The 23,634-nt window shown below is 71.4% G+C and carries 21 protein-coding genes; 4 read left to right on the top strand and 17 right to left on the bottom strand.

What is annotated here, in order from left to right; all coding sequences use genetic code 11:
- Positions 1-37 precede the first annotated feature (37 nt).
- From der to aroH, 5 genes are all read right to left on the bottom strand, one after another.
- On the bottom strand, positions 38-1,522 hold the full coding sequence (gene der / locus ACIF83_RS45010) for a ribosome biogenesis GTPase Der (protein ID WP_393476494.1): 1,485 nt from the start codon (positions 1,520-1,522) through the stop codon (positions 38-40).
- Positions 1,523-1,599: 77 nt separating this feature from the next.
- Positions 1,600-2,187: a lysophospholipid acyltransferase family protein gene (locus ACIF83_RS45005; RefSeq protein WP_393476616.1), complete on the bottom strand. Its 588-nt coding sequence runs from the start codon at positions 2,185-2,187 to the stop codon at positions 1,600-1,602.
- A 53-nt stretch (positions 2,188-2,240) separates the two neighbouring features.
- Positions 2,241-2,936 carry a (d)CMP kinase gene (cmk, locus tag ACIF83_RS45000; RefSeq protein WP_393476497.1) on the bottom strand — a complete coding sequence of 232 codons (696 nt, stop codon included), beginning with the start codon at positions 2,934-2,936 and terminating at the stop codon, positions 2,241-2,243.
- 98 nt (positions 2,937-3,034) lie between these two features.
- Entirely contained in the window at positions 3,035-4,120 is a 1,086-nt protein-coding gene (locus ACIF83_RS44995) for a prephenate dehydrogenase (protein WP_393476500.1), read from the bottom strand.
- Positions 4,117-4,485, bottom strand: coding sequence for a chorismate mutase (gene aroH, locus ACIF83_RS44990; protein WP_393476502.1), 369 nt, complete (start codon positions 4,483-4,485; stop codon positions 4,117-4,119). Before aroH ends, ACIF83_RS44995 begins: the two co-directional genes overlap by 4 nt.
- Positions 4,486-4,714: 229 nt before the next feature.
- Between aroH and ACIF83_RS44985 the strand changes: the two genes are divergently transcribed.
- Both ACIF83_RS44985 and ACIF83_RS44980 read left to right on the top strand, forming a co-directional pair.
- Positions 4,715-5,098 (top strand): Rieske (2Fe-2S) protein, encoded by a 384-nt coding sequence (locus ACIF83_RS44985; protein ID WP_393476505.1) that lies wholly within the window; start codon positions 4,715-4,717, stop codon positions 5,096-5,098.
- A 22-nt stretch (positions 5,099-5,120) separates the two neighbouring features.
- Entirely contained in the window at positions 5,121-5,864 is a 744-nt protein-coding gene (locus ACIF83_RS44980) for a DNA polymerase beta superfamily protein (RefSeq protein ID WP_393476508.1), read from the top strand.
- On the opposite strand, the gene ACIF83_RS44975 is transcribed toward ACIF83_RS44980, so the two are convergent.
- The 12 genes from ACIF83_RS44975 to ACIF83_RS44920 all read right to left on the bottom strand — a co-directional run bounded on the left by ACIF83_RS44975 (position 5,790) and on the right by ACIF83_RS44920 (position 19,818).
- Positions 5,790-6,539 (bottom strand): DNA polymerase beta superfamily protein, encoded by a 750-nt coding sequence (locus ACIF83_RS44975; protein ID WP_393476511.1) that lies wholly within the window; start codon positions 6,537-6,539, stop codon positions 5,790-5,792. The genes ACIF83_RS44980 and ACIF83_RS44975 overlap by 75 nt on opposite strands.
- A 4-nt stretch (positions 6,540-6,543) precedes the next feature.
- Positions 6,544-7,566: an ADP-ribosylglycohydrolase family protein gene (locus tag ACIF83_RS44970; RefSeq protein WP_393476514.1), complete on the bottom strand. Its 1,023-nt coding sequence runs from the start codon at positions 7,564-7,566 to the stop codon at positions 6,544-6,546.
- On the bottom strand, positions 7,563-8,282 hold the full coding sequence (locus ACIF83_RS44965) for an NUDIX hydrolase (RefSeq protein WP_398140830.1): 720 nt from the start codon (positions 8,280-8,282) through the stop codon (positions 7,563-7,565). The genes ACIF83_RS44970 and ACIF83_RS44965 overlap by 4 nt, the downstream gene beginning before the upstream one ends.
- 198 nt (positions 8,283-8,480) lie before the next feature.
- The gene (locus ACIF83_RS44960) at positions 8,481-9,602 is read right to left on the bottom strand and encodes a pseudouridine synthase (protein WP_398140831.1); all 1,122 of its coding nucleotides are present in this window, start codon (positions 9,600-9,602) and stop codon (positions 8,481-8,483) included.
- Complete coding sequence (gene scpB, locus ACIF83_RS44955; protein WP_393476523.1) at positions 9,602-10,255, bottom strand: SMC-Scp complex subunit ScpB; 654 nt, start codon at positions 10,253-10,255, stop codon at positions 9,602-9,604. The genes ACIF83_RS44960 and scpB overlap by 1 nt, the downstream gene beginning before the upstream one ends.
- The gene (locus ACIF83_RS44950) at positions 10,252-11,391 is read right to left on the bottom strand and encodes a segregation/condensation protein A (RefSeq protein WP_399736394.1); all 1,140 of its coding nucleotides are present in this window, start codon (positions 11,389-11,391) and stop codon (positions 10,252-10,254) included. The genes scpB and ACIF83_RS44950 overlap by 4 nt, the downstream gene beginning before the upstream one ends.
- A gap of 467 nt (positions 11,392-11,858) precedes the next feature.
- Entirely contained in the window at positions 11,859-12,410 is a 552-nt protein-coding gene (locus tag ACIF83_RS44945; protein ID WP_393476526.1) for a hypothetical protein, read from the bottom strand.
- Complete coding sequence (locus ACIF83_RS44940) at positions 12,395-13,528, bottom strand: ParA family protein (RefSeq protein ID WP_145882658.1); 1,134 nt, start codon at positions 13,526-13,528, stop codon at positions 12,395-12,397. The genes ACIF83_RS44945 and ACIF83_RS44940 overlap by 16 nt, the downstream gene beginning before the upstream one ends.
- A 413-nt stretch (positions 13,529-13,941) precedes the next feature.
- Positions 13,942-15,057: an alanine dehydrogenase gene (ald, locus tag ACIF83_RS44935; RefSeq protein WP_399736391.1), complete on the bottom strand. Its 1,116-nt coding sequence runs from the start codon at positions 15,055-15,057 to the stop codon at positions 13,942-13,944.
- A gap of 149 nt (positions 15,058-15,206) precedes the next feature.
- A complete protein-coding gene (locus ACIF83_RS44930) occupies positions 15,207-17,279 on the bottom strand; it encodes a tetratricopeptide repeat protein (RefSeq protein WP_399736325.1) in 2,073 nt (690 codons plus the stop codon).
- A gap of 163 nt (positions 17,280-17,442) precedes the next feature.
- Positions 17,443-18,069: an NUDIX domain-containing protein gene (locus ACIF83_RS44925; protein WP_393476535.1), complete on the bottom strand. Its 627-nt coding sequence runs from the start codon at positions 18,067-18,069 to the stop codon at positions 17,443-17,445.
- Positions 18,070-18,168: 99 nt separating this feature from the next.
- Positions 18,169-19,818, bottom strand: coding sequence for a CTP synthase (locus tag ACIF83_RS44920; RefSeq protein ID WP_393476622.1), 1,650 nt, complete (start codon positions 19,816-19,818; stop codon positions 18,169-18,171).
- 527 nt (positions 19,819-20,345) lie between these two features.
- Here ACIF83_RS44920 and ACIF83_RS44915 point away from each other — a divergent pair.
- Both ACIF83_RS44915 and ACIF83_RS44910 read left to right on the top strand, forming a co-directional pair.
- Positions 20,346-22,148, top strand: coding sequence for a glycoside hydrolase family 15 protein (locus ACIF83_RS44915; RefSeq protein ID WP_393476624.1), 1,803 nt, complete (start codon positions 20,346-20,348; stop codon positions 22,146-22,148).
- 67 nt (positions 22,149-22,215) lie between these two features.
- The gene (locus tag ACIF83_RS44910; RefSeq protein ID WP_393476538.1) at positions 22,216-23,598 is read left to right on the top strand and encodes an FAD-binding oxidoreductase; all 1,383 of its coding nucleotides are present in this window, start codon (positions 22,216-22,218) and stop codon (positions 23,596-23,598) included.
- The last annotated feature ends 36 nt before the right edge of the window (positions 23,599-23,634 follow it).

The raw sequence follows: 23,634 nt of genomic DNA, 5'->3' as shown, positions 1-23,634 counted from the left end.
GAGCAGGAGCCGCCCTTCGTGACGGGCCGTGTCGGTACTACTTCTTCTTCGTGCCGCGCTTCTCGCGCACCCGCACCGAGATGTGGATCGGGGTGCCGTCGAAGCCGAACTCCTCGCGCAGGCGGCGCTCGATGAAGCGCCGGTAGCCCGCCTCGATGAAGCCGGAGGCGAAGAGGACGAACCGCGGCGGCTTGGTGCCGGCCTGGGTGCCGAACAGGATGCGCGGCTGCTTGCCGCCCCGGACCGGGTGCGGGTGGGCCGAGACCAGCTCGCCGAGGAAGGCGTTCAGACGGCCGGTGGGCACACGGGTCTCCCAGCCGGCGAGCGCGGTCTCGATGGCCGGGACCAGCTTCTCCATGTGGCGGCCGGTGCGGGCCGAGACGTTGACGCGGGGTGCCCAGGCGATCTGGGCCAGCTCGGTCTCGATCTCCCGCTCCAGGTAGTAGCGGCGCTCCTCGTCGAGGGTGTCCCACTTGTTGTAGGCGATGACCATCGCGCGGCCGGCTTCGACGGCCATGGTGATGATCCGCTGGTCCTGCACGGAGATGTTCTCGGAGGCGTCGATCAGGATGACCGCGACCTCGGCCTTCTCCACGGCCGCGGCCGTGCGCAGGGAGGCGTAGTAGTCGGCGCCCTGCTGGAGGTGGACGCGCTTGCGGATGCCGGCGGTGTCGACGAACTTCCAGGTCACGCCGCCCAGTTCGATCAGCTCGTCGACCGGGTCGCGGGTGGTGCCCGCCAGCTCGTTGACGACGACGCGCTCCTCGCCGGCCACCTTGTTCAGGAGGGAGGACTTGCCGACGTTCGGGCGGCCGATCAGGGCGATGCGGCGCGGGCCGCCGATCGCGGCCCCGCCGAAGGTCTGCTCGGGCGCGGTCGGCAGGACCTCCAGGACGGCGTCGAGCATGTCGCCGGTGCCGCGGCCGTGCAGGGCCGAGACCGGGTGGGGCTCGCCGAGGCCCAGGGACCACAGGTAGGCCGCGTCGGCCTCGCCGCTCGGGCCGTCGACCTTGTTGGCGCACAGCACGACCGGCTTGCCGGCCTTGCGCAGCAGTCGTACGACCGCCTCGTCCGTGTCGGTGGCGCCGACCTTGGCGTCCACGACGAAGACGACCGCGTCGGCCGCCTCGATCGCGTACTCGGCCTGGGCGGCCACGGAGGCGTCGATGCCGAGGACGTCCTGCTCCCAGCCGCCGGTGTCGACGACCTTGAAGCGGCGGCCCGCCCACTCGGCCTCGTAGGTGACGCGGTCGCGGGTGACGCCCGGCCGGTCCTCCACGACCGCCTCGCGGCGGCCGATGATCCGGTTCACCAGGGTCGACTTGCCGACATTGGGGCGGCCGACGACGGCGAGCACGGGCAGCGGACCGTGGCCGGCCGCCTCGATGGCGCCCTCGACATCCTCGATGTCGAAGCCCTCTTCGGCGGCGAGCTCCATGAACTCCGCGTACTCGGCGTCGCCGAGCGCCCCGTGCTCGTACTCGTGCTCGGCCGAGCCGTCGGGCTGGATCTGGTCGTTCATGAAGTCCGTACCTCGTCGTTCATCGTGGTGATCGGTGGAGCGGCCCGTCAGGGGCTGATCCACTACTCAAGTGTCGCCTAGCGCCCGGTCAGGCGCCTGGCGTTTTCCAGGTGGCTGGTGAGCTGCTTCTGGATCCGCTCGGTCGCCTCGTCGAGTGCCCTGCGCGTGCGCCGTCCGCTGCCGTCGCCTGCCTCGAACGGGTCGCCGAAGACGACATCGACGCGGGAGCGCAGCGGGGGCAGTCCCTTTATCAACCGTCCCGGCTTCTCGGAACTTCCCAGGACCGCCACGGGCACGATCGGTGCCCCGCTGCGGACCGCGAAGTAGGCGAGCCCGGCGCGCAGCGAGGCGAAGTCGCCCTCGCCCCGGGTGCCCTCCGGGAAGATGCCGAGCACTCCCCCGTTGTCCAGGACGCCGAGGGCGTCGCCGATCGCCGTGCGGTCGGCGGAGTTGCGGTCCACCTTCAGCTGGCCGATGCCGGTCAGGAACGTGCCCAATGGACCGACGAACGCCTCCTTCTTGATCAGGAAGTGCGTCGGCCGGGGCGACACGCCCATGACCATCGGACCGTCGATGTTGTGGGAGTGGTTGACGGCGAGGATCGCCGGGCCGCTCGCGGGCACCCTCCAGGCGCCGAGCACGCGCGGCTTCCACAGCCCGTTCATCAGGCCGACGCCGATCCGCCGCCCGACCTCGGCGCCCCGCTCGGACGGAAGGCTCACTTCCCGGCTCGCTTCTCCTCGACCAGGGTGACGACGCACTCGATGACCTGGGCGAGGGTGAGCTCGGTGGTGTCGACCTCGACGGCGTCGCCGGCCTTGGCGAGCGGCGAGGTCTTGCGGCTGGAGTCGGCCGCGTCCCGCTTGATCAGCGCCTCGCGGGTGGCGTGGATGTCCGCGCCCTTCAGCTCGCCGCTGCGGCGGGCCGCACGGGCCTCCGGGGAGGCGGTGAGGAAGATCTTCAGGTCGGCGTCCGGCAGCACGGTCGTACCGATGTCGCGGCCCTCGACCACGATGCCGTACTCCGCGCCGACGGCCAGCGAGCGCTGCAGCTCGGTGATCCGGGTGCGCACCTCGGGCACCGCGCTGACCGCGCTGACCTTGGAGGTGACCTCCTGGGTGCGGATCGGACCGGCGACGTCGACACCGTCGACCGTGATGGTCGGGGCGGCCGGGTCGGTGCCGGAGACGATCTCCGGCTTGCCGGCGACGGCCGCGATCGCGGTCGGGTCCTCCAGGTCAATGCCGTTGGTCACCATCCACCAGGTGATCGCCCGGTACTGGGCGCCGGTGTCCAGGTAGCTCAGGCCGAGCTGCGCGGCGACGGCCTTCGACGTGCTCGACTTGCCCGTGCCGGAGGGGCCGTCGATGGCGACGATCACGGGCTTGGCGGTCGGGGCGGCGCCGTTTTCCACGGGAGGGCACCTTCCTGGTGAAGGGTGGCGGGTGGGTGGGGGACGCGAGGGCGTCCCGCACAAGGTTACTGGCTCCCGGGAGGCGCCCTCACCGGGCTTTACTGCCGCAGGGCCCAGCCCCGCTCCCGCAGGGCCTCCTTCAGGACCGGTGCGGCCTTCGGCTCGACCATGAGCTGGACCAGACCGGCCTGCTGTCCGGTGGCGTGCTCGATGCGTACGTCCTCGATGTTGACCCCGGCCCGTCCCGCGTCCGCGAAGATGCGGGCCAGCTGGCCGGGCTGGTCGTCGATGAGGACGACGACGGTGTCGTACACGCGCGGCGCGCTGCCGTGCTTGCCCGGGACCCGCACCTGTCCAGCGTTCCCGCGGCGCAGCACGTCCTCGATGCCCTGGCCGCCCGCGCGCCGCTTGTCCTCGTCGGAGGACTGCAGGGCGCGCAGGGCGCGGACGGTCTCGTCCAGGTCGGAGGAGACGTCCGCGAGGAGGTCGGCGACCGGTCCGGGGTTGGCGGAGAGGATGTCGATCCACATCCGGGGGTCGGAGGCGGCGATCCGGGTCACGTCGCGGATGCCCTGCCCGCACAGGCGTACGGCCGCCTCCTCGGCGTGCTCCAGGCGCGCGGCGACCATGCTGGAGACCAGGTGGGGCATGTGGGAGACGAGGGCGACGGCCCGGTCGTGGGCGTCGGCGTCCATGACGACCGGCACGGCCCGGCAGTGCGAGACCAGTTCCAGGGCGAGGTTCAGCACCTCGGTGTCGGTGTCCCGGGTCGGGGTGAGCACCCAGGGGCGGCCCTCGAAGAGGTCGCCGGTCGCGGCCAGCGGGCCGGACTTCTCCCGGCCGGACATGGGGTGGGTGCCGATGTAGGAGGAGAGGTCGAGGCCACGGGCCTCCAGCTCGCGGCGCGGGCCGCCCTTGACGCTGGCCACGTCGACGTAGCCGCGCGCCACTCCCCGGGCCATGGCGTCCGCGAGGACTCCGGCCACGTGGGCGGGCGGGGCGGCGACGATCGCGAGGTCCACCGGGCCGTCGGGGGCCTCGTCGGTGCCGGCGCCGAGCGCGGCCGCCGTGCGGGCCTGCTCGGGGTCGTGGTCGTCGAGGTGGACCACGACGCCCCGCTGGGTCAGGGCGAGCGCGGCGGAGGTGCCGATGAGCCCGGTGCCGATGACGAGTGCGGTCCTCACTGGGCGATGTCCTTGCGCAGGGCGGCGGCGGCGCCGAGGTAGACGTGGGCGATGTCGGCGCGAGGCGTGTCCGACTCGATGTGCACGAGCACCCGGACGACCCGGGGCATGGCGCCCTCGATGTCCAGTTCCTGGGCGCAGATCAGGGGTACATCGCCGATGCCGATGCCGAGCTTGCGGGCGGCTGCCGCCGGGAAGTCGCTGTGCAGGTCGGGGGTGGCCGTGAACCAGATGCTGATCAGGTCGTCGGTGGTGAGCCCGTTCCGCTCCAGGACGGCGGTGAGCAGGGCGCCCACCTGCTCCTCCATGTGACCGGCCTCGTCCCGCTCCAGTTGGACGGCCCCCCGGACCGCTCGTACCGCCACGGCGCTGCTCCTTGCTGACATGCGTATCGGCTCTTGGTCCGTCCAGCGTAGTCAGACCACGCAGGCAGGGTGCGCGGCGCCCGCCGGCTGAGACGCGGGCCGACCCGGTGAGGACGGTCCCGCCGGCCTCTTCGCTTCCTTCGACTTGTACACCTTTGATGGAAAGATGTCGCGAATTACGGCTTTCTCCCTGCCGATGTCTCTTCCTGGCGACCTTCGGAGCGACGAGATGACCTACAGCACGACGCGGCGCACGGTTCTCGCGACGGGCGCGGCGGCGCTCGCCGCCGGCTGCGGCGGCGGCGAGAACTCCACGGCGCCGGACAGCGGGCAGCTGACCCGGACCGGTGACATCCCGGAGGGCGGCGGCATGATCTTCAAGGACCAGAAGATCGTGGTCACCCAGCCGACGAAGGGCGACTTCAAGGCCTTCTCGGCGATCTGCACCCACATGGGCTGCACGGTGAACCAGGTGGCGGACGGCACCATCGACTGCCCCTGTCACGGCAGCAAGTACCACATCGCCGACGGCTCGGTGGCGCACGGCCCGGCGACCAGGCCGCTGCCCCCCAAGACGATCAAGGTGGACGGAAATTCGATCCACCTGGCGTGAGGGGCGCGCGTACGCTCCGGGGATGCAGCCCGAGGACCTCGTACGCGACCACACGATCTACGCCTGTGTCATGGGATCGCGGGCCTTCGGCCTGGCCACGGACACCAGCGACACCGACCGCAGAGGCGTCTTCCTCGCCCCCACCCCGCTGTTCTGGCGGTTCGAGAAGCCGCCGACGCACGTGGAGGGACCGGGCGAGGAGCGGTTCTCCTGGGAGCTGGAGCGGTTCTGCGAGCTGGCGCTGCGCGGCAACCCGAACATCCTGGAGTGCCTGCACTCCCCGCTGGTGGAGCACGTGGACGCCACCGGCCGCGAGCTGCTGTCCCTGCGCGGCGCCTTCCTCTCCCGGCGCGCCCACGACACCTTCACCCGCTACGCCCTCGGCCAGCGCCGCAAGCTGGACGCCGACGTGCGTACGACGGGCGCCCCGCGCTGGAAGCACGCGATGCACCTGCTCCGCCTGCTGATGAGCGCCCGCGACCTGCTGCGCACCGGAGAGCTGCGGCTCGACGTCGGTGACCAGCGAGAGCCGCTGCTGGCGGTGAAGCGGGGCGAGCTCCCCTGGGCACAGGTCGAGGCGTGGATGGTCCGGCTCGCGGACGAGACCGAGCAGGCCCTGCACCGCACCCCGCTGCCGCCGGAACCGGACCACGCGCGCGTGGCCGACTTCCTGTACCGGGTGCGCCGTGCGTCAGCCTGCCCGCCGGACACGCACCACGAAGTCGTGCAGCGCGTCGTACGCGCTGGGCGCGTCGGGCAGGGCTGAGGCGGCCTGCGCCGCGTCGAGCACGGCGTGCAGCCGCTCCACGTCGGCCTCCACGCGCACGTGCTCGATATCGGCGATGCGGTGCTCCCGCTCCGCCTTGGCGGCTATCAGCTCGGTCAGGTAGCCGGGCGCGTCCACCAGCTCCAGGAGCGTGGGCAGATGGGCCTGCACCTCGCCGCTGCGCATCAGGTGGACGCCGGTGAGCAGCACACGGAACGTGTAGAGCAGCGGCTTGAGTTCGCCGGTCTTCTCGAACAGCCGCCACTGGGTCACCGCGAACCCGCGGTAGTGGTGGGCGTGGTGGCTGGTGAGTACGCCCGGCACCAGGCCGATCAGCTCCCGGTGCTCCTCGGTGGTGTGCGCGACCAGGGGCGAGAGCAGCTGCTCCAGCACATAGCCGTTGCGCCGGAGCATCAGCCGTACGAACTTGCGCACGTCATGGGTGACGAGGTCCATCTCGACGCCGAACCGCACCCACGCCCGCGACCGCGTCTCCTCCGGCTCGCGCAGCCCGACCAGGTCGGCGGTGGGCAGCAGGTGGGCGCCGCGCAGGTCCAGGTCGGAGTCCTGGGACGGGAAGCCGTAGAGGTGGGCTCCGGAGACGGTCGCGAACAGCAGCGGGTCGGGCTGTTCGGCGATCACCGGCGTCAGGTCCATGTCGAGGTCGTCGATCATGGGCCTAAGCGTCCCAGAGCGCTCCCAGTGCCAACAGGTCCCCCCGGTACTCGACCCGGTCGGCCCACTCGGTGGGCCAGGCGTCCGCGCCCCGCCAGGCGCCCGCGAAGGCGCCGGTGAGGCAGGCGATCGAGTCCGAGTCGCCCGAGGAGCAGGCGGCCCGGCGCAGGGCGGTGAGGGGCTCGTCGGGGAAGAGCAGGAAGCACAGCAGCCCGGTGGCGAAGGCCTCTTCCGCGATCCAGCCCGCACCGGTGGCCAGGCACGGGTCGGTCTCCGGGGAGACGGTGCGCACCGCCTCCTGGACGCGGCCGAGGATCTCCAGGCACTCGTCCCAGCCGCGCGCGATGAAGTGCTCGGGGCTGGGGTCCTGGGAGCGGGTCCACAGGTCGCCGAGCCAGGTGTGGTGGTAGCGGCTGCGGTTGTCGCGGGCGTACGAGCGCAGCTGTCCGACCAGTCCGGCCGGGTCGGTGCCCCGGGCGAGCAGGTGGACGGCGCGGGCGGTCAGGTCGGAGGCGGCCAGCGCGGTGGGGTGTCCGTGGGTGAGCGCGGACTGCAACTGGGCGGCGCCGGCGCGCTGTTCGTCGCTGAGGCCGGGGGCGAGCCCGACGGGGGCGACGCGCATGTTGGCGCCGCAGCCCTTGGAGCCGATCTGGCTGGCCTCCTGCCAGGGCCGACCCTCCTCCTTCAGCAGCGCGCACGCGGTCAGGCAGGTGCGGCCGGGGGCGCGGTTGTTGTCCGGCGACTGGTACCAGTCCACGAACTCCTCGCGCAGCGGCCGCTCCAGCCGCTTCGGGGCGAGCACACCACGGTCCATGGCCGTCCTGAGGGCGCGTCCGAAGGCGAGGGTCATCTGTGTGTCGTCGGAGACGAAGGCGCGCTTCGGCAGTTGCATCTCCCGCCAGGGGCCGCACTTGGCAAGGATCGAGGGCACGTCGTTGAACTCGGTCGGGAAGCCGAGGGCGTCCCCGAGGGCGAGTCCGATCAAAGATCCGGAGGCGGGGCGCTTGCTCGCGTGGAACGTGGTCATGCGGGGCGTCCTTCCCGGGACGGTCGGAGGAGGGGCGGGTGCAGGGTGGTGGCGGTGCCCGCGCGGTAGAGCGCGGCCGGTTTGCCGCGGCCGCCGGTCAGCCGGGCAGCGCCGGGGACGGGTTCCACGAATCCGGGCGTGGCAAGCACCTTGCGGCGGAAGTTGGGGCGGTCCAGGGCCGTGCCCCACACCGTCTCGTAGACCTGCTGCAGCTCGCCGAGGGTGAACTCGGGCGGGCAGAAGGCGGTGGCGACGCAGCTGTTCTCCAGCCGGCCGCCGATCCGCTCGTGGGCGTCGGCCAGGATCCGTTCGTGGTCGAAGGCGAGCGGTCGGGCGGTGTCGTACGGCAGCCAGCGGGCCTGGGCCGCGTCACCGCCGCCGCGCGGCTCGGGAGGCTCGGGCAGCAGCGCGGTGAAGGCGACGGACACGACCCGCATCCGGGGGTCGCGGCCGGGCTCGCTGTAGGTGCGCAGCTGCTCCAGGTGCAGCCCGGAGACGTCGTCGAGCCCGGTCTCCTCGGCGAGTTCACGCCGGGCCGCTGTCTCCGCGGACTCGTCGGGCAGCAGGAAGCCGCCGGGCAGCGCCCACTGACCGACGTACGGCTCCTGCCCGCGCTCGACCAGCAGCACGTGCAGGGCGCCGGCACGGAGCGTGAGGACGGCGAGGTCGACGGTGACGGCGAAGGGTTCGTGGGCGTACTTGTCGTAGCCCTCCATGCCCCGCTCACCCCCTTCAGGGCCGGCCTGCGTGGCCGGTCTTCACGGTCAACCCGACTAATAGTCGTTACGACCATAAAGGTGCGCACGGATGATCCGCAAGCCCCTCAGCGCCCCTTGGAGCCCCGTTCGCGGATATGCCGACGGCCGGTCCCGGAGAACCCGGAACCGGCCGTCAGAAGGCCATGCAGGCGCCTCCTAGAGGTCGACCTCCTTCATGAGCATCCCGACCTCGGTGTTGGACAGGCGGCGCAGCCAGCCCGACTTCTGGTCGCCCAGGGTGATCGGGCCGAAGGAGGTGCGCACCAGCTTCTCGACCGGGAAGCCGGCCTCGGCGAGCATGCGGCGCACGATGTGCTTGCGGCCCTCGTGCAGGGTCACCTCGACCAGGTAGTTCTTGCCGGTCTGCTCGACGACCCGGAAGTGGTCCGCACGCGCGTAGCCGTCCTCCAGCTGGATGCCGTCCTTCAGGCGCTTGCCGAGGTCGCGCGGGATCGGACCCACGATGGCGGCGAGGTAGGTCTTCTTCACGCCGTACTTCGGGTGGGTCAGCCGGTGCGCCAGCTCGCCGTGGTTGGTGAGCAGGATGACGCCCTCGGTCTCGGTGTCGAGCCGCCCGACGTGGAAGAGCCGGGTCTCGCGGTTGGTGACGTAGTCACCGAGGCACTGGCGGCCCTCGGGGTCCTCCATCGTCGAGACGACACCGGCGGGCTTGTTCAGCGAGAAGAACTGGTACGACTGGGTCGCCACGGTCAGGCCGTCGACCTTGACCTCGTCCTTCTCCGGGTCGACGCGGCGGCCCTGCTCCAGGACGATCTCGCCGTTGATCTCGACGCGGGCCTGCTCGATCAGCTCCTCGCAGGCGCGCCGGGAGCCGTAGCCCGCGCGCGCGAGGACCTTCTGCAGCCGCTCGCCCTCCTGCTCGGCGCCCGGGAAGGTCTTGGGCAGCTTGACGTCCTTCTTGCCCGCGTACCGCTCGCGGTTGCGCTCCTCGGCGCGGGCGTCGTACTCACGGGAACTCGCCGGAGCCGTACGGCCGCGCCCGGTGCCCTGGCTCTGCCTGGGCCCGCCCTTGGCGCCGCCGCGCGCCGAAGCGCCACGACCCGACTTCGGGCCGTCCTGAGTGGCGCCGGGGCCTACGTCGTAGCGCCGCTCCTCCGGGCGCGGCTTCTTCGGCCGGCCGCCCTGCTTGTCGTCGCGGGCGTTCCCGGCGCCGCGGTAATTACCGCGGCCACCGCTGCTCCCGCCGCGGCCGCCGCTGTTGCCACCACGGCTCCCGCCGTTGTTTCCGCTGCTGTTCCTGCCGCTACTGCTTCGCATCAAAGTTCCGTCTTGTCGTCTGCGTCCTCGGAATCCGGAGCGTCCGGATCGAACGACGGTACGCCCTCCTGCGTCTCGGCCTCGATCGCCTCCGCCTCCGGCAGGAAGGGCGCGAGCTCCGGGAGCTCGTCCAGGCCGCGCAGGCCCATCCGCTCCAGGAAGTAGTTCGTCGTCCTGTACAGGATCGCACCTGTTTCGGGTTCCGCGCCCGCCTCCTCGACCAGACCGCGCTGCAGGAGGGTGCGCATCACACCGTCGCAGTTGACTCCGCGCACGGCGGAGACGCGGCTGCGGCTGACGGGCTGGCGGTAGGCGACGACGGCCAGGGTTTCCAGTGCCGCCTGGGTCAGGCGGGCCGTCTGGCCGTCCAGCACGAGCCGCTCGACGGCGGGCGCGTACTCGGCGCGGCTGTAGAAACGCCAGCCGCCCGCGACGAACCGCAGCTCGAAGCCCCGGCCCTGCACGGTGTAGTCGTCGGCCAGCTCCCGCAGCGCGTCCGCGACCTGCCGCTTCGGCCGTTCCAGGATCCTGGCCAGGTGCTCCTCGGTCGCGGGCTCGTCCACGACCATGAGGACCGCCTCCAGGGCGGGCTTGAGGTCGAGATCGGCGACGGTACGGAGTCCCGCCGGGACTTCCGCGGTCTCCTCGCTCATGCCTTCTTCTCCTCCTTGGGCTCCTCGGGCGGCCGGTCGAACTCGTCGGTGACCATCGGTGCCGCGTTCCCGTCACCGCCGGTCCAGCGCACGAGCAGGTCGCCGAGCGCGGTCTCCTGCTCCAGGGCCACGGCCTTCTCGCGGTACAGCTCCAGCAGCGCGAGGAACCGAGCGACGACCGTGAGGGTGTCGTCGGTGTCCTCCACCAGCGCGCGGAAGCTGGCCTCGCCGAGTTCCCTGAGCCGCGCGACCACGATGCCCGCCTGCTCCTGCACGCTCACCAGCGGGGCGTGGATGTGGTCCACGTACACCTGCGGCTTGGCCTTGGGCTGCATCGCCTTGACCGCGAGCTTGGCGAAGCCCTCGGGGCCGATGCTGATGACGACCTCGGGCAGCAGCTCGGCGTGCTGGGGCTCCAGGCCGACGGTACGCGGGTAGCGGCGGGCCTCCTCGTCCAGGCGCTGGTTGAAGATGTCGGCGATCTGCTTGTAGGCGCGGTACTGCAGGAGCCGCGCGAACAGCAGGTCCCTGGCCTCCAGCAGCGCTAGGTCGGCCTCGTCCTCGACCTCGGCGGCGGGCAGCAGCCGGGCCGCCTTGAGGTCCAGCAGGGTGGCGGCGACGACGAGGAATTCGGTCGTCTGGTCCAGGTCCCAGTCCGGCCCCATGGCCCGGATGTGCGCCATGAACTCGTCGGTCACCTTGGAGAGCGCGACCTCGGTGACGTCCAGCTTGTGCTTCGAGATGAGCTGGAGGAGAAGGTCGAAGGGCCCCTCGAAGTTGGAGAGCCGCACCTTGAAGACACCGTCGGAGGGGGCGGCGTTCTCGGCGAGCGGTTCCCCGGAACCACGCCCGCCCGACGACTCCGGCCGGCCTCCGGCCACCGGCTCCGGCACGACCGCGGTGTCCGCCCCCCGCCCAGGCGCCACTGCCCCCGGAGACAGCGCCCCCGGCTCGGGCTCGACAATCGCCGACGAGGCCACCGCCTCCGGCTCCACGACTGCCGGCGAAGCCATGGCCTCCGGCTCGACAGCCTCCAGCGGCGCTACGGCCTCCGGCTCGGCGGGTTCCAGCGAAGCCACGGCCTCCGGCCCGGCAGCCTCCAGCGGCACTGCGGGCTCAGGCTCGACAGCCTCCAGCGAAGGCACGACCTCAGACTCGACAGCCTCCAGCGACGCTACGGCCCCCGACTCGGCCGCTTCCAGCGAAGCCACGGCCTCCGGCCCGGCAGCCTCCAGCGAGGCTACGAGCTCAGGCTCGACACCCTCCAGCGAAGGCACGACCTCCGGCCCGGCAGCCTCCAGCGAGGCTACGAGCTCAGGCTCGACAGCCTCCAGCGGCACTGCAGGCTCAGGCTCGACGCCCTCCGGCGAAGGCACGACCTCCGGCTCGGCAGCTCCCAGTGAAGACACGGCCTCCGGCTCGGCGGCTCCCAGCGGTGCCGCTGGTGCCGCGGTCGGCGGCGATGTGGTCTCGGGCGGCTCGGGCCGCACAGTCCCCGGGCCCCGTCCGAGCGCACGTCTGCGGCCGGCCGCTGGGCCGGGGGCGGGGACGTCGTTCGAGGTCATGGCCGTCGCAGGCTACCGCTTACCGCCCGCGACGCCGACTACCGACCCCGCAGCCGCCGCACCAGGATGCTCGCGTCCCCTCGGGACTCCAGGTCGGCCAGGACGACGGCCACCGCCTCGCGGACGATGCGGCCACGGTCGACGGCCAGCCCGTGCTCGCCTCTCAGGACCAGCCGCGCGTGCTCGAGGTCCATCAGCTCCTCGGCGGAGACGTACACGGTGATCTTCTCGTCGTGCCGCTCGCGCCCACTGGGCCGCCGGGACGCCGCCCGTCCCCGCTTGCGGGGTTGCGCGGCGGCGGCAGAACCTTCCTGCGCAGCCTGCCGCCGGGACGGCCGCGTGCGGGACTCGCCGGCCTCGGCCGGTTCGGCCTCCGCCGCGACATGCTCCGCACCCTCTCCGTCACCGCCCTGGACGGGCACCGACGCCGGCGCGTCCTCGGCGGCGGCCACCTCGTCGCTTTCCCCCGCGGGAGCCGGCACCCGGGCCTCGCCGTTGGCCGCGCGCCGGGGCGTGGACGGCTGGAGCGCCATCCCCCCTGTCGTACGGAACAGCTCGTCGGCCCCGGGCAGACTCACTCGGCGTGACACCGGGCGAGCACCTCCCTGGCGAGCTGGCGATAGGCGGCGGCACCGACGGAGTTGGAGGCGTACGTGGTGATCGGCTCACCGGCGACCGTGGTCTCCGGGAAGCGGACCGTGCGACCGATGACCGTGTGGTAGACGTGGTCGTCGAACGCCTCGACCACACGGGCCAGCACCTCGCGGCTGTGGACCGTGCGCGAGTCGTACATCGTGGCCAGGATGCCGTCCAGTTCCAGCTCGGGGTTGAGCCGCTCCTGGACCTTCTCGATGGTCTCGGTGAGCAGCGCGACACCGCGGAGGGCGAAGAACTCGCACTCCAGCGGGACGATCACCTTGTGAGCGGCCGTCAGCGCGTTGACCGTGAGCAGGCCGAGCGAGGGCTGACAGTCGATCACGATGTAGTCGTAGTCGGGCAGCAGGGGCTTCAGGGCCCGCTGCAGCGTCGACTCGCGCGCGACCTCGGAGACCAGCTGGACCTCCGCGGCCGACAGGTCGATGTTGGACGGCAGCAGGTCCATGTTGGGGACCGCCGTCTTCAGCAGGACCTCGTCCGCGGACATGCCCCGCTCCATGAGCAGGTTGTAGACGGTGAGGTCGAGCTCCATCGGGTTGACGCCGAGACCCACCGACAGCGCGCCCTGCGGGTCGAAGTCCACGAGCAGCACGCGCCGGCCGTACTCCGCGAGCGCGGCACCCAGGTTGATGGTCGACGTCGTCTTGCCGACGCCGCCCTTCTGGTTGCACATCGCGATGATCTTCGCGGGGCCGTGGTCGGTCAGCGGGCCCGGGATCGGGAAGTACGGCAGCGGGCGTCCGGTCGGGCCGACGCGCTCACGGCGCTGACGGGCAGCGTCGGGCGCGAGCGTGGCCGCGTACTCCGGGTCCGGCTCGTATTCGGCGTCGGGGTCGTAGAAGTGCCCCTCGGGCAGTTCGTCGTAGTCGGCGAAGTGGTTGTGGGGCGCGCCACTTCCGTCGCCGGCCATGGCGTTCACGTGATGGCCATCCATGCTCTGGTGTGCTGTCCGGGCGGTCTGCTGACCCGGACTCTGGTGGGCTGCGAAGGTGCGCACAGCTACGGAGCCGACAGCCTCGAATCCCGCGGAGCCCTGGCCCCGTACAGGCATTCCTGGTTGACCACCCCCGGGAGAAAATGTCGACTCATTCACAAGTCGTCTTACCTCCTTGGTGACCAGGAAACTTCTAGACAAGGTCAGCGTGGCACCATGCCGACGGTTGGCGACTCTATGGCGTGTCGGCGGTCCGCAGCAACACAATCCGCCGGACCCGGCAGGATGTGTCGGCAATGAAACATCCCGCTGTCAAGGGCGTACGGCCGTCGCACAGCAGGTTTCACCGGTGTGCGAATCGGTCGAAGGGTTACGTTCGAGGCGAGTTGACCGAGAGCCGCAAAGTGACCATACACACATCCGGCCGGACCTTGTCGGGCAAGGTCCGGCCGGGTGCGCGGTGTTGACGATGTGTGTTGACGAATCGCCTTTTACCTGTCGGTGACTTAGCGGCTCACCGGGTCGGAGGCTCAGCCGAGCAGGGTCTCCAGCTCGACGTGCTCCAGGCCGTGGGCCTCGGCGACCTCCTTGTAAACGACCTTGCCGTCATGGGTGTTGAGACCCTTGGCGAGCGCGGCGTCGCGGCGCAGCGCCTCGACCCAGCCGTTGTTGGCCAGCGAGACGATGTACGGCAGCGTCGCGTTGGTGAGGGCGTTGGTGGAGGTGTTCGGCACCGCGCCCGGCATGTTGGCGACGCAGTAGAAGACCGAGTTGTGGACCCGGAAGGTCGGGTCGGCGTGCGTGGTGGGACGCGAGTCCTCGAAGCAGCCGCCCTGGTCGATCGCGATGTCGACAAGAACACTTCCGGGCTTCATGCGGGACACCAGCTCGTTGGTGACCAGCTTCGGAGCCTTGGCACCCGGGATGAGGACGGCGCCGATGACGAGGTCGGCGTCGAGGACGGCCTTCTCCAGCTCGAAGGAGTTGGACATGATGGCCTTGACCTTGCTGCCGAAGACCTTGTCGGCCTCGCGCAGCTTGTTGATGTCGCGGTCGAGCAGGGTCACGTCGAAGCCCATGCCGACGGCGATCTGGGTGGCGTTCCAGCCGGAGACACCGCCGCCGATGACGACGACCTTGGCCGGGGTCACGCCCGGGACGCCGCCCGGCAGCACGCCACGGCCGCCGACCGGGGCCATCAGGTGGTAGGCGCCGACCTGCGGGGCCAGGCGGCCCGCGACCTCGGACATCGGGGCGAGCAGGGGCAGCGCGCGGTTCGGCAGCTCGACCGTCTCGTAGGCGATGGCCGTGGTGCCGGACTCGATGAGCGCGTCCGTGCACTCCTTGGAGGCGGCCAGGTGCAGGTAGGTGAAGAGGATCTGGTCCTTGCGGAGGCGGTGGTACTCCTCCGCGATGGGCTCCTTGACCTTCAGGAGCAGGTCCGCGGCGGCCCAGACCTCGTCCGCCGTCCCGAGGATCTCGGCGCCGGCGGAGACGTACTCGTCGTCCGTGATCGAGGAGCCGACGCCGGCGCCCCGCTCGATGACGACCTGGTGCCCGTTGCGCACCAGCTCGTGCACACCGGCGGGGGTGATGGCCACCCGGAACTCGTTGTTCTTGACCTCGCGGGGGATGCCGACCTTCACGTCGATCACGGTCCTTGGCTCAGAGGGTATGGGGGGGTGCATTACAAGACATACCCAGGCATGCAGGGGCACACCGGGAGACACCGCAGGAGAACGAGCGGCAGAGCCAGTTTAATGAAGGTGTTCCGAGTGTCTAGCCTTTCATTGCATCAATCTTCGCTGGATGCACTACGGATTTCGCAGGCGTTAGCGTCCTGATCCGGGCCGGAGTCCTCCTCCGGGTGCTCCTCGTTCAGCATGCGCTCTGCCGTCGCGCGGTGCAGGCGGGCGGCCGTCGGGTCGCCGAGCCGGTCCAGGGTGTCGGCCAGCCTGAGCTGCAGCGCGGCCTGCAGCCGGACCTCGTCGGCGCGCCGCGCCCACTCCACGGCCTCCTGGCAGGTGCGCAGCGACTCCTCGGGCCGCCCCGCGTACTCCTGGACCCGGGCCAGTTCACTCAACGCCCGGGCGTGCGCGGCGACATCACCGTCCTTGCGGTACCCGGCGACGGCCGCCCGCCAGTTCCTGAGCGCCTCGCCGTAGCGGCCCGCGTAGGTGTGGGCGGTGGCGATCCGGCCGTACAGCCGGGCGGCCTCGGTGCGCTCGCCCCGGGCCAGCCGCTCGGCGAGGGCCCGGCCGAACCAGTCGGCGGCCCGGTCGTAGTCCCCCAGCTCCTGGTACGCGCCGCCTACGGATTCCATCGCGCGGCGGGTCGCGTACGGGTCGTTCGCCTCGCGTCCGGCGTCCAGGGCAGCCCGGTAGCGGGCCAGCGCGTCCCGGGTGCGGCCGGTCTGCGCGTCCAGATCGCCCAGGTTCAGCAGAGCCGCGGCCCGCTCCCGGTGCAGCCCGCGCCGCTCGGCGACATCCAGGACCAGACCGTGGAGGCCGTACAGGTCGGGCGCGGCCGCCTGCGTGCCGAAGTGCGCCGCCATGGCCCTGACCAGCTGGGACATCAGCCGGCGGGCGAGGGTGTCCAGCTCCCCGTCGGCCACGGCCACGCGGACGGCGGCCAGCAGGGCGGGCCGGCGCACGCGCAGCCACTCCTCGGCAGCCCGGGGGGTCGGGAAGCGCAGCGCCTTGGGCATCTCCTGCAGCTTCTCCCGGGCCTGCGGGCTGTCCGTCTCGGTGATCGCGCGGCACGACTGCAGCAGCCGTACGGTCCGCTCCAGCATGCGGGCCCGGGCCAGCTGCAGCTCCGCCGGGCGCTCCAGGCTCTCGGCGAAGGAGCGCAGCAGCGGGTGCAGACAGCCGGGGACGTCGTACTCGGGCAGCGGGGAGTCCACCGTGCGCAGCAGGCCGAGCAGGACGAACTCGTCCAGGGCGGCGCGGGCCGCGCCCACCGAGCAGCCGGCCAGGGCCGAGGCGGTGTGCGGGTCGATCAGGCCGGCCGGCGCCAGCGAGAGCAGTCGCAGTATCCGGGCCGCGGGGTCCGCCAGCTGGTCGTGGACGAGCCGGAAGACACGGGCCAGCGGGGTGCTGTCGCCCTCGGCGCCCGCGACGGCGTCGGTGTGCATCCGCTTGGCGAGGTCGGACACGGCCGCCTGGGGCCGGGAGGCGAGCCAGCCGCCGGCCAGGGTGAGCGCGGCCGGGTGGCCCTGGCACGCCTCGGCCAGGCTCTCGGCGGAGCGCGGGTCGACGGTGATGCGGACCGAGCCGGTGTAGCGGGTGAGGAGTTCCACCGCGGACTTGGTGTCGAGGCCGCCCAGGGTGCAGGGGCGGACGTCCGCGATGCCGGTGAGCGGGCCGCCGGAGACGGCGACCGCCAGGCAGTCCGGGGCGTCCGGCAGCAGCGCGTCGACCTGCTCGGCACCGGCCGCGTCGTCCAGCAGGAGCAGGACGCGCCGCTCGGCGAGGGCCGCGCGCAGCTCCTCCGTCAGGTCGTCCTCGGCGGCCCCGGCGGGTGCCTGCACGTCCAGCGCGGCGAGCAGCTCGCGGGCGGTGCGCTCGATCGGTACGGGGGTGCCGTCGGGCTCGCTGAGCCGGGCCCGCAGCACTCCGTCGGGGTAACGCTCGGCGACCTGTCGTACGAGTTCCTCGGCGAGGGCGCTCCGGCCGGAGCCGGGGCGGCCCGCGATGAGGAGCACACGCGCGCGGGGTGCCTTGCGGCCGGAGAGGGTGTCCAGACCCGCGCGCTCGATGTCGGCGCGCAGTCCCTTCAACTCCCGTGTGCGGCCCAGGAAATGGTCCCCCGTGGCCGGGTGCGCGGACAGCCGCCCGCCGTCTGTGTCCACCGCCTGATCCGTCACGGGCCACGCTCCCGTCCCACCGCACGCGCAAGCCCGCCGGATCTTCCGGTACGGGCGTTTTCCAGAGCCTAGTTCACGCTCTGCGACGTTCCGGGAGGAGCACGGCGGGCACGTCCCCCGATCGGATCAGGCGATCGTCACACCAATGCGCGGACGGGTGGGTTCAGGACTCGAAAGGGCGTGCGGGCCACGGCGCGTCGGCCGGGCGCAGCGCGTCGAGACCCTCCCCGCCGCGGGCCGCCACCAGGGAGAGGACACCGACGACGAGGCAGTTGTTGTGCACGTCGCCGGAGAGCACCAGGCGCACCAGCTCGTCGACCGGCACGCGCGCGTACTCCATGTCGGTCTCCTCGTGCTCCGTCTCGAAGCGCTTCCCCTCGGCCTCGGACAGATCACGGGCGAGGAAGATCCGTACGGCCTCGTCACAGCCGCCGGGGGTGGTGTACACGTCGGTCAGCACCCGCCAGTTCTCGGCCTTGACGTGCGCCTCCTCGTACAGCTCGCGCTGGGCGGCGTGCAGCGGGTTCTCGCCGGGCACGTCGAGCAGGCCGGCCGGGATCTCCCACAGCTTGTGCCGCACCGGGTGGCGGTACTGGCGGATGAGCAGGACGCGGTCCTCCTCGTCCAGGGCGAGGACGGCGACCGAGCCGGGGTGCACCTGGTAGTCGCGGCGGACCACGGAGCCGTCGGGCATGACCACGTCGTCCGTGCGGACGGAGGTCTTGTTGCCCCGGAAGGGGGTCTCCGTCGCCCGGATCTCCCACTCCTCGGGGGTGTCCTTGATCGTCATGCCCTGTCCTCCCACACGCTTTCAAAAAAACCCGGCAAAAGTGAAACCGGGGTGCGCACCTTTGAAGGTATGCACCCCGGCCACCGTACAACCGGTGTGTTACTTGGAATTCTTCCGCTCGACGGCGGCCTTCACCAGGCCGGCGAAGAGCGGGTGCGGACGGGTCGGCCGCGAGCGCAGCTCGGGGTGCGCCTGCGTGGCGACCAGGTAGGGGTGGACGTCGCGCGGGTACTCGACGTACTCGACGAGCTTGCCGTCCGGCGAGGTGCCCGAGAAGAGGATGCCGGCCTTCTTCTCCAGCTCCGCGCGGTAGGCGTTGTTCACCTCGTAGCGGTGACGGTGCCGCTCCTCGATGTACTCCTTGCCGTCGTACACCTCGCGCACGATGGAGCCCTCGGCCAGCTTCGCCGGGTACATGCCGAGCCGCATCGTGCCGCCCATGTCGCCCTCACCGGCGACGATGTCCATCTGCTCGGCCATGGTGGAGATGACCGGGTGGGCGGTGGCCGGGTCGAACTCGGTGGAGTTGGCGTCCGGGATGTCGGCCAGGTTGCGCGCGGCCTCGATCACGATGCACTGCAGGCCCAGGCAGAGGCCGAGCAGCGGGATCCTGTTCTCGCGGGCGAAGCGGATGGCGCCGACCTTGCCGAGCACACCGCGGTCGCCGAAGCCGCCGGGGATGCAGATGCCGTCGACGTCGGCGAGCTGCGCCTTGGCCCCGGCCGGGGTCTTGCAGTCGTCCGAGGTGACCCACTTGATCTTGACGCGGGCCTTGTTGGCGAAGCCGCCCGCGCGCAGCGCCTCGGTGACCGACAGGTAGGCGTCGGGCAGGTCGATGTACTTGCCGACCAGGGCGAGGGTGATCTCGTGGTCGGGGTTGTGGACGCGGTCGAGCAGGTCGTCCCAGGTCGTCCAGTCCACGTCCCGGAAGGGCAGGTCGAGCTTGCGCACGACGTAGGCGTCCAGGCCCTCGGTGTGCACGACCTTCGGGATGTCGTAGATCGAGCGGGCGTCCGGGCAGGCGACGACGGCGGCCTCGTCGACGTCGCACATCAGCGAGATCTTGCGCTTGATCGCGGTCGGCACCTCGCGGTCGCAGCGCAGCACGATCGCGTCGGGCTGGATACCGATGTTGCGCAGCGCGGCGACGGAGTGCTGGGTCGGCTTGGTCTTCAGCTCACCGGACGGGCCGATGTACGGAAGGAGCGAGATGTGGACGACGAAGACGTTGTCCCGGCCGACCTCGTGGCGGACCTGGCGGACGGTCTCCAGGAACGGCAGCGACTCGATGTCGCCGACCGTGCCGCCGACCTCGGTGATGACGACGTCCACCTCGTCGGTGGCCATGCGCCGGATGCGGTGCTTGATCTCGTTGGTGATGTGCGGGATGACCTGCACGGTGTCGCCCAGGTACTCGCCGCGCCGCTCCTTGGCGATCACCGTGGAGTAGACCTGACCGGTGGTGACGTTGGCGGAGCCGTCCAGGTCGCGGTCGAGGAAGCGCTCGTAGTGGCCGATGTCCAGGTCGGTCTCGGCGCCGTCGTTGGTGACGAACACCTCACCGTGCTGGAAGGGGTTCATCGTGCCCGGGTCGACGTTCAGGTACGGGTCGAGCTTCTGCATCACGACGCGCAGGCCACGGGCCTTGAGCAGCATGCCCAGGCTGGAGGCGGTGAGGCCCTTGCCGAGCGAGGAGGCGACACCCCCGGTGACGAAGATGTGCTTGGTCGTCGTAGATTTCGGCGGCATGGCCAAGAGGGGGCTCCCGTGGTCGCTGTCTGTGCTGTGCGGCTGCCACCCGGAGATTTCCGGAGGTGCCGTCGCTGCGGTTCGGGGGTTTGTCGCCCACCGGTCCACGGGCTACCAGCGTATCAGCGCCTGGACGGGATGGCTTCCGGCCACGCTCCGCGCTCGTGCCGACACGGGACGGCACCACGTGCGTATACACAGGTGCGCAGTGGTCACATCGATATCACCCGCTGGTCACTCGTTCGGCCCACACGGGTTGCCTGGAGCGGCGCGCAGATCATCTACGTGCGTCGTATCCTGCTCGGACACTCGCTGCCGAGCCCGACCGGAACGACGGCACACCCCCGCCTGCATCACCCGGAACAACGAGAGCGCGGCAGTTCGTTGAGCAAAGACTGTCGTGTTGCCTCAGGGCTCGGCGGGCTGCTTTGCTTCACCGCTCAACGACGCACAACAACGACCCCTTGACCGCACTAGCGACAGCCCCCCTGTGCGGGGGTGACGTGGCCGTTCGACTGGAGTTGCACGTGGCCGGGCGCATCGAAGACTACGCACTCATCGGAGACATGCAGACCGCGGCACTGGTCTGCCGGGACGGCACAGTCGACTGGCTGTGCCTGCCCCGCTTCGACTCGCATGCCATCTTCGCCGGCCTGCTGGGCACCGAGGAGCACGGCTTCTGGCGGCTCGGCCCGGCGCACGCGGCCGACGCGCAGCCCCCCACGGCCGCCCGGCGCAGCTACCGCGGCGACTCGCTGATCCTGGAGTCGGAGTGGGACACCCCGCGCGGCACCGTGCGCGTGACGGACTTCATGCCGCCGCGTGACGGCGCGCCGCAGCTGATCCGGATCGTGGAGGGCGTCACCGGCCGGGTGCCGATGCGCTCCGCGCTGCGGATGCGGTTCTCCTACGGCCGGGTGGTGCCCTGGGTGCACAAGCACGAGGGCCGGACGGTGGCGGTCGCCGGACCCGACTCGGTCTGGTTCGACACGGAGGCCGAGACCTACGGAAAGTCGCTGACCACCTACGCCGACTTCACGGTCGCCCCGGGTGACCGGATCGCGTTCACCATCTCGTGGCAGCCCTCGCACAAGGAGCCGCCGCCGCTGCCGGAGCCGGAGCAGTCGCTGGCGGCGACGGAGGACTTCTGGCGCGAGTGGGTCGACCACTGCACGTACCACGGTCCGTACCGCGAGGCGGTGATCCGTTCGCTGATCACCCTGAAGGCGCTGACGTACGCCCCGACGGGTGGCATCGTCGCGGCGCCCACCACCTCGCTCCCCGAGGACATCGGCGGCGTCCGCAACTGGGACTACCGCTACACCTGGCTGCGGGACGCGGCGATCACCCTGTCCTCGCTGCTGCGCACGGGCTACCGCGAGGAGGCCCGGGCCTGGCGCGAGTGGCTGCTGCGGGCGGTCGCGGGCGACCCGGAGAACCTGCAGATCATGTACGGCATCGCGGGCGAGCGCGAGCTGGGCGAGGCCGAGCTGGACTGGCTGCCGGGCTACGAGGCCTCCGCCCCGGTCCGGGTCGGCAACGGCGCGGCGCACCAGCTCCAGCTGGACGTGTACGGCGAGGTCACCGAGGCCCTGCACCTGGCGCACATGACGGGTCTGGCCCGCAACGACTACGCCTCCCTGCTCCAGCTGAAGCTGATCCGCTACCTGGAGGACCACTGGCAGGAGCCGGACGAGGGCATCTGGGAGGTGCGCGGCCCACGCCGGCACTTCGTGCACTCGAAGGTGATGGCCTGGGTGGCGGTGGACCGCACCATCAAGCTGATCGAGTCCGGTGACGCGGACGGTCCGCTGGAGCGCTGGAAGGAACTGCGCGACGACATCCACCGGGACGTGTGCGAGAAGGGCTACGACCAGGAGCGCAACACGTTCACCCAGTCCTACGGCTCCAAGGAGCTGGACGCCTCGCTGCTGCTGATTCCGCAGATGGGCTTCCTGCCGCCGGACGACAAGCGGGTGATCGGCACCATCGAGGCGATCCAGCGCGAGCTGTCCACCACGGACGGGTTCATCCTGCGCTACCCGACGGAGGGCGAGAGCGAGGGCGTCGACGGCCTTCCGGGCGACGAGGGTGCCTTCCTGGCCTGCTCGTTCTGGATGGCGGACGACCTGGCGATGATCGGCCGGGTGGACGAGGCCCGCAAGCTGTTCGAGAAGCTCCTCGCGCTGCGCAACGACCTCGGTCTGCTCGCCGAGGAGTGGGACCCGCGCCTGCAGCGCCAGGTCGGCAACTTCCCGCAGGCCTTCAGCCACGTTCCGCTGATCGACACCGCGCTGCGGCTGACGGCCTCCGGAGCGTACGGCGGCTGAGCGCGACCGGGTGACCGGGCCTGCCTAGGCTGGAAGCGAACTACCCCCTGCGCGGAAGGGGGCGGCCATGGCTTCCCTCTCGAAGGCGGGCGCGGCCCTCGCCGCGCTGCGCGAGGATCTGGCCGGCGAGGTGTTCGCCCCGGGGGACGTGGGCTACGACGACACGCGTGCCGTCTTCAACGGGATGATCGACAAGCGTCCTGCCGTGATCGCGCAGTGCGCGGACGCGGCCGACGTGGTCCGGGCGGTGCGCTTCGGACGGGAACTCGACCTGCCGATCGCGGTGCGCGGGGGCGGGCACAGCGTGGCCGGTACGGCCCTGGGCGACGGCGCGCTCGTGGTGGACCTGCGCCGGATGCACCGGGTGACCGTGGATCCGGCGAGCGAGGCGGTCCGGGTCGAGGGCGGGGCCACGATGAGCCGGCTGGACCGGGCCACCCAGCCCTACGGCCTCGCGACCACCGGTGGCCGGATCTCGTCCACGGGCGTCGGCGGGTTCGTGCTGGGCGGCGGCACCGGCTGGCTGGACCGCGCCTTCGGCCTGGCCGTCGACAACCTCATCGCGGTGGAACTGGTGACCGCCGACGCCGAGCAGGTGCACGCCAACGCCGACGAGAACCCGGAGTTGTTCTGGGCCCTGCACGGCGGCGGCGGCAACTTCGGCGTCGCCACCGCGCTCACCCTGGAGCTGCACGAGCTGCCCGAGTTCGCCGTCGCCCTGCTGCTGTACCTGCCGGAGGCCGGCCCGGCCGCGGTCCGCACCTTCCGGGAGGTCCTCGGCACCGGCCCCGACGAGCTGGGCGGCGCGGTGCTGTACCTCACCGGCCCGCCCGCGGAGTTCGTGCCGGAGCACCTGGTCGGGCGGCTGGTGTGCGCGGCGCTGCTGACGTACACCGGTGGCGAGGAGGACCTGCGCAAGCTGGCCGAGCCGCTGCTGGCGCTGCCGCACGAGTCGGGGCTGGTCGGCTCGGTGCCGTACGTGGACCTGCAGTGCATGCTGGACGTTCCGCCCGGCCTGCGGAACCACTGGTCGGCCGAGTATCTGACGGGTCTGCCCGACGAGCTGGTGGACGTCTACTGCGCCCGGGCCGCGGACATGCCCGTGCCGACCGCCACCCAGCACATCGTCTTCCCGCAGGGCGGTGCGATCGCCGCCGGTCCGCACGAGTACCCGGTGCCTTACCGGGACGCGCCCTGGGCGGTGCACCCGTTCGCCGTCTGGGAGGACCCGGCCGACGACGAGCGGGCCGTCGCCTGGGTGCGGGACGTGCGCGCGGGCGTCCGGCCGTGGAGCACGGGTGATGTGTACCTGAACTACATCGGCGAGGAGGGCGCCGAGCGGGTGCGCGCGGGGCTGGGCGCCGGGAACCTGCTGCGCCTTGAGAAGGTGAAGCGGGCGTACGACCCCGACAACGTGTTCCGCTTCAACCACAACATCCGTCCGGTGTAGCCGGCTCCCGAGCTGTCGTCCGGGCGTTTGCGCAGG

It is taken from the genome of Streptomyces sp. NPDC085866, from assembly GCF_044541035.1.
Taxonomy (GTDB): Bacteria; Actinomycetota; Actinomycetes; order Streptomycetales; family Streptomycetaceae; genus Streptomyces.
The sequence above is the reverse complement of the archived record's forward strand: the minus strand, read 5'-3'. Positions and strand labels throughout refer to the sequence as shown.

Excerpts from the sequence above, each read along its gene's own strand:
- der (WP_393476494.1), bottom strand. The coding sequence starts at position 1,522 with ATGAACGACCAGATCCAGCCCGACGGCTCGGCCGAGCACGAGTACGAG.
- ACIF83_RS45005 (WP_393476616.1), bottom strand. The coding sequence starts at position 2,187 with ATGAACGGGCTGTGGAAGCCGCGCGTGCTCGGCGCCTGGAGGGTGCCC.
- ACIF83_RS44985 (WP_393476505.1), top strand. The coding sequence starts at position 4,715 with ATGACCTACAGCACGACGCGGCGCACGGTTCTCGCGACGGGCGCGGCG.
- ACIF83_RS44980 (WP_393476508.1), top strand. The coding sequence starts at position 5,121 with ATGCAGCCCGAGGACCTCGTACGCGACCACACGATCTACGCCTGTGTC.
- ACIF83_RS44975 (WP_393476511.1), bottom strand. The coding sequence starts at position 6,539 with ATGATCGACGACCTCGACATGGACCTGACGCCGGTGATCGCCGAACAG.
- ACIF83_RS44970 (WP_393476514.1), bottom strand. The coding sequence starts at position 7,566 with ATGACCACGTTCCACGCGAGCAAGCGCCCCGCCTCCGGATCTTTGATC.
- ACIF83_RS44965 (WP_398140830.1), bottom strand. The coding sequence starts at position 8,282 with ATGGAGGGCTACGACAAGTACGCCCACGAACCCTTCGCCGTCACCGTC.
- ACIF83_RS44960 (WP_398140831.1), bottom strand. The coding sequence starts at position 9,602 with ATGCGAAGCAGTAGCGGCAGGAACAGCAGCGGAAACAACGGCGGGAGC.
- scpB (WP_393476523.1), bottom strand. The coding sequence starts at position 10,255 with ATGAGCGAGGAGACCGCGGAAGTCCCGGCGGGACTCCGTACCGTCGCC.
- ACIF83_RS44940 (WP_145882658.1), bottom strand. The coding sequence starts at position 13,528 with ATGCCTGTACGGGGCCAGGGCTCCGCGGGATTCGAGGCTGTCGGCTCC.
- ACIF83_RS44925 (WP_393476535.1), bottom strand. The coding sequence starts at position 18,069 with ATGACGATCAAGGACACCCCCGAGGAGTGGGAGATCCGGGCGACGGAG.
- ACIF83_RS44920 (WP_393476622.1), bottom strand. The coding sequence starts at position 19,818 with ATGCCGCCGAAATCTACGACGACCAAGCACATCTTCGTCACCGGGGGT.
- ACIF83_RS44910 (WP_393476538.1), top strand. The coding sequence starts at position 22,216 with ATGGCTTCCCTCTCGAAGGCGGGCGCGGCCCTCGCCGCGCTGCGCGAG.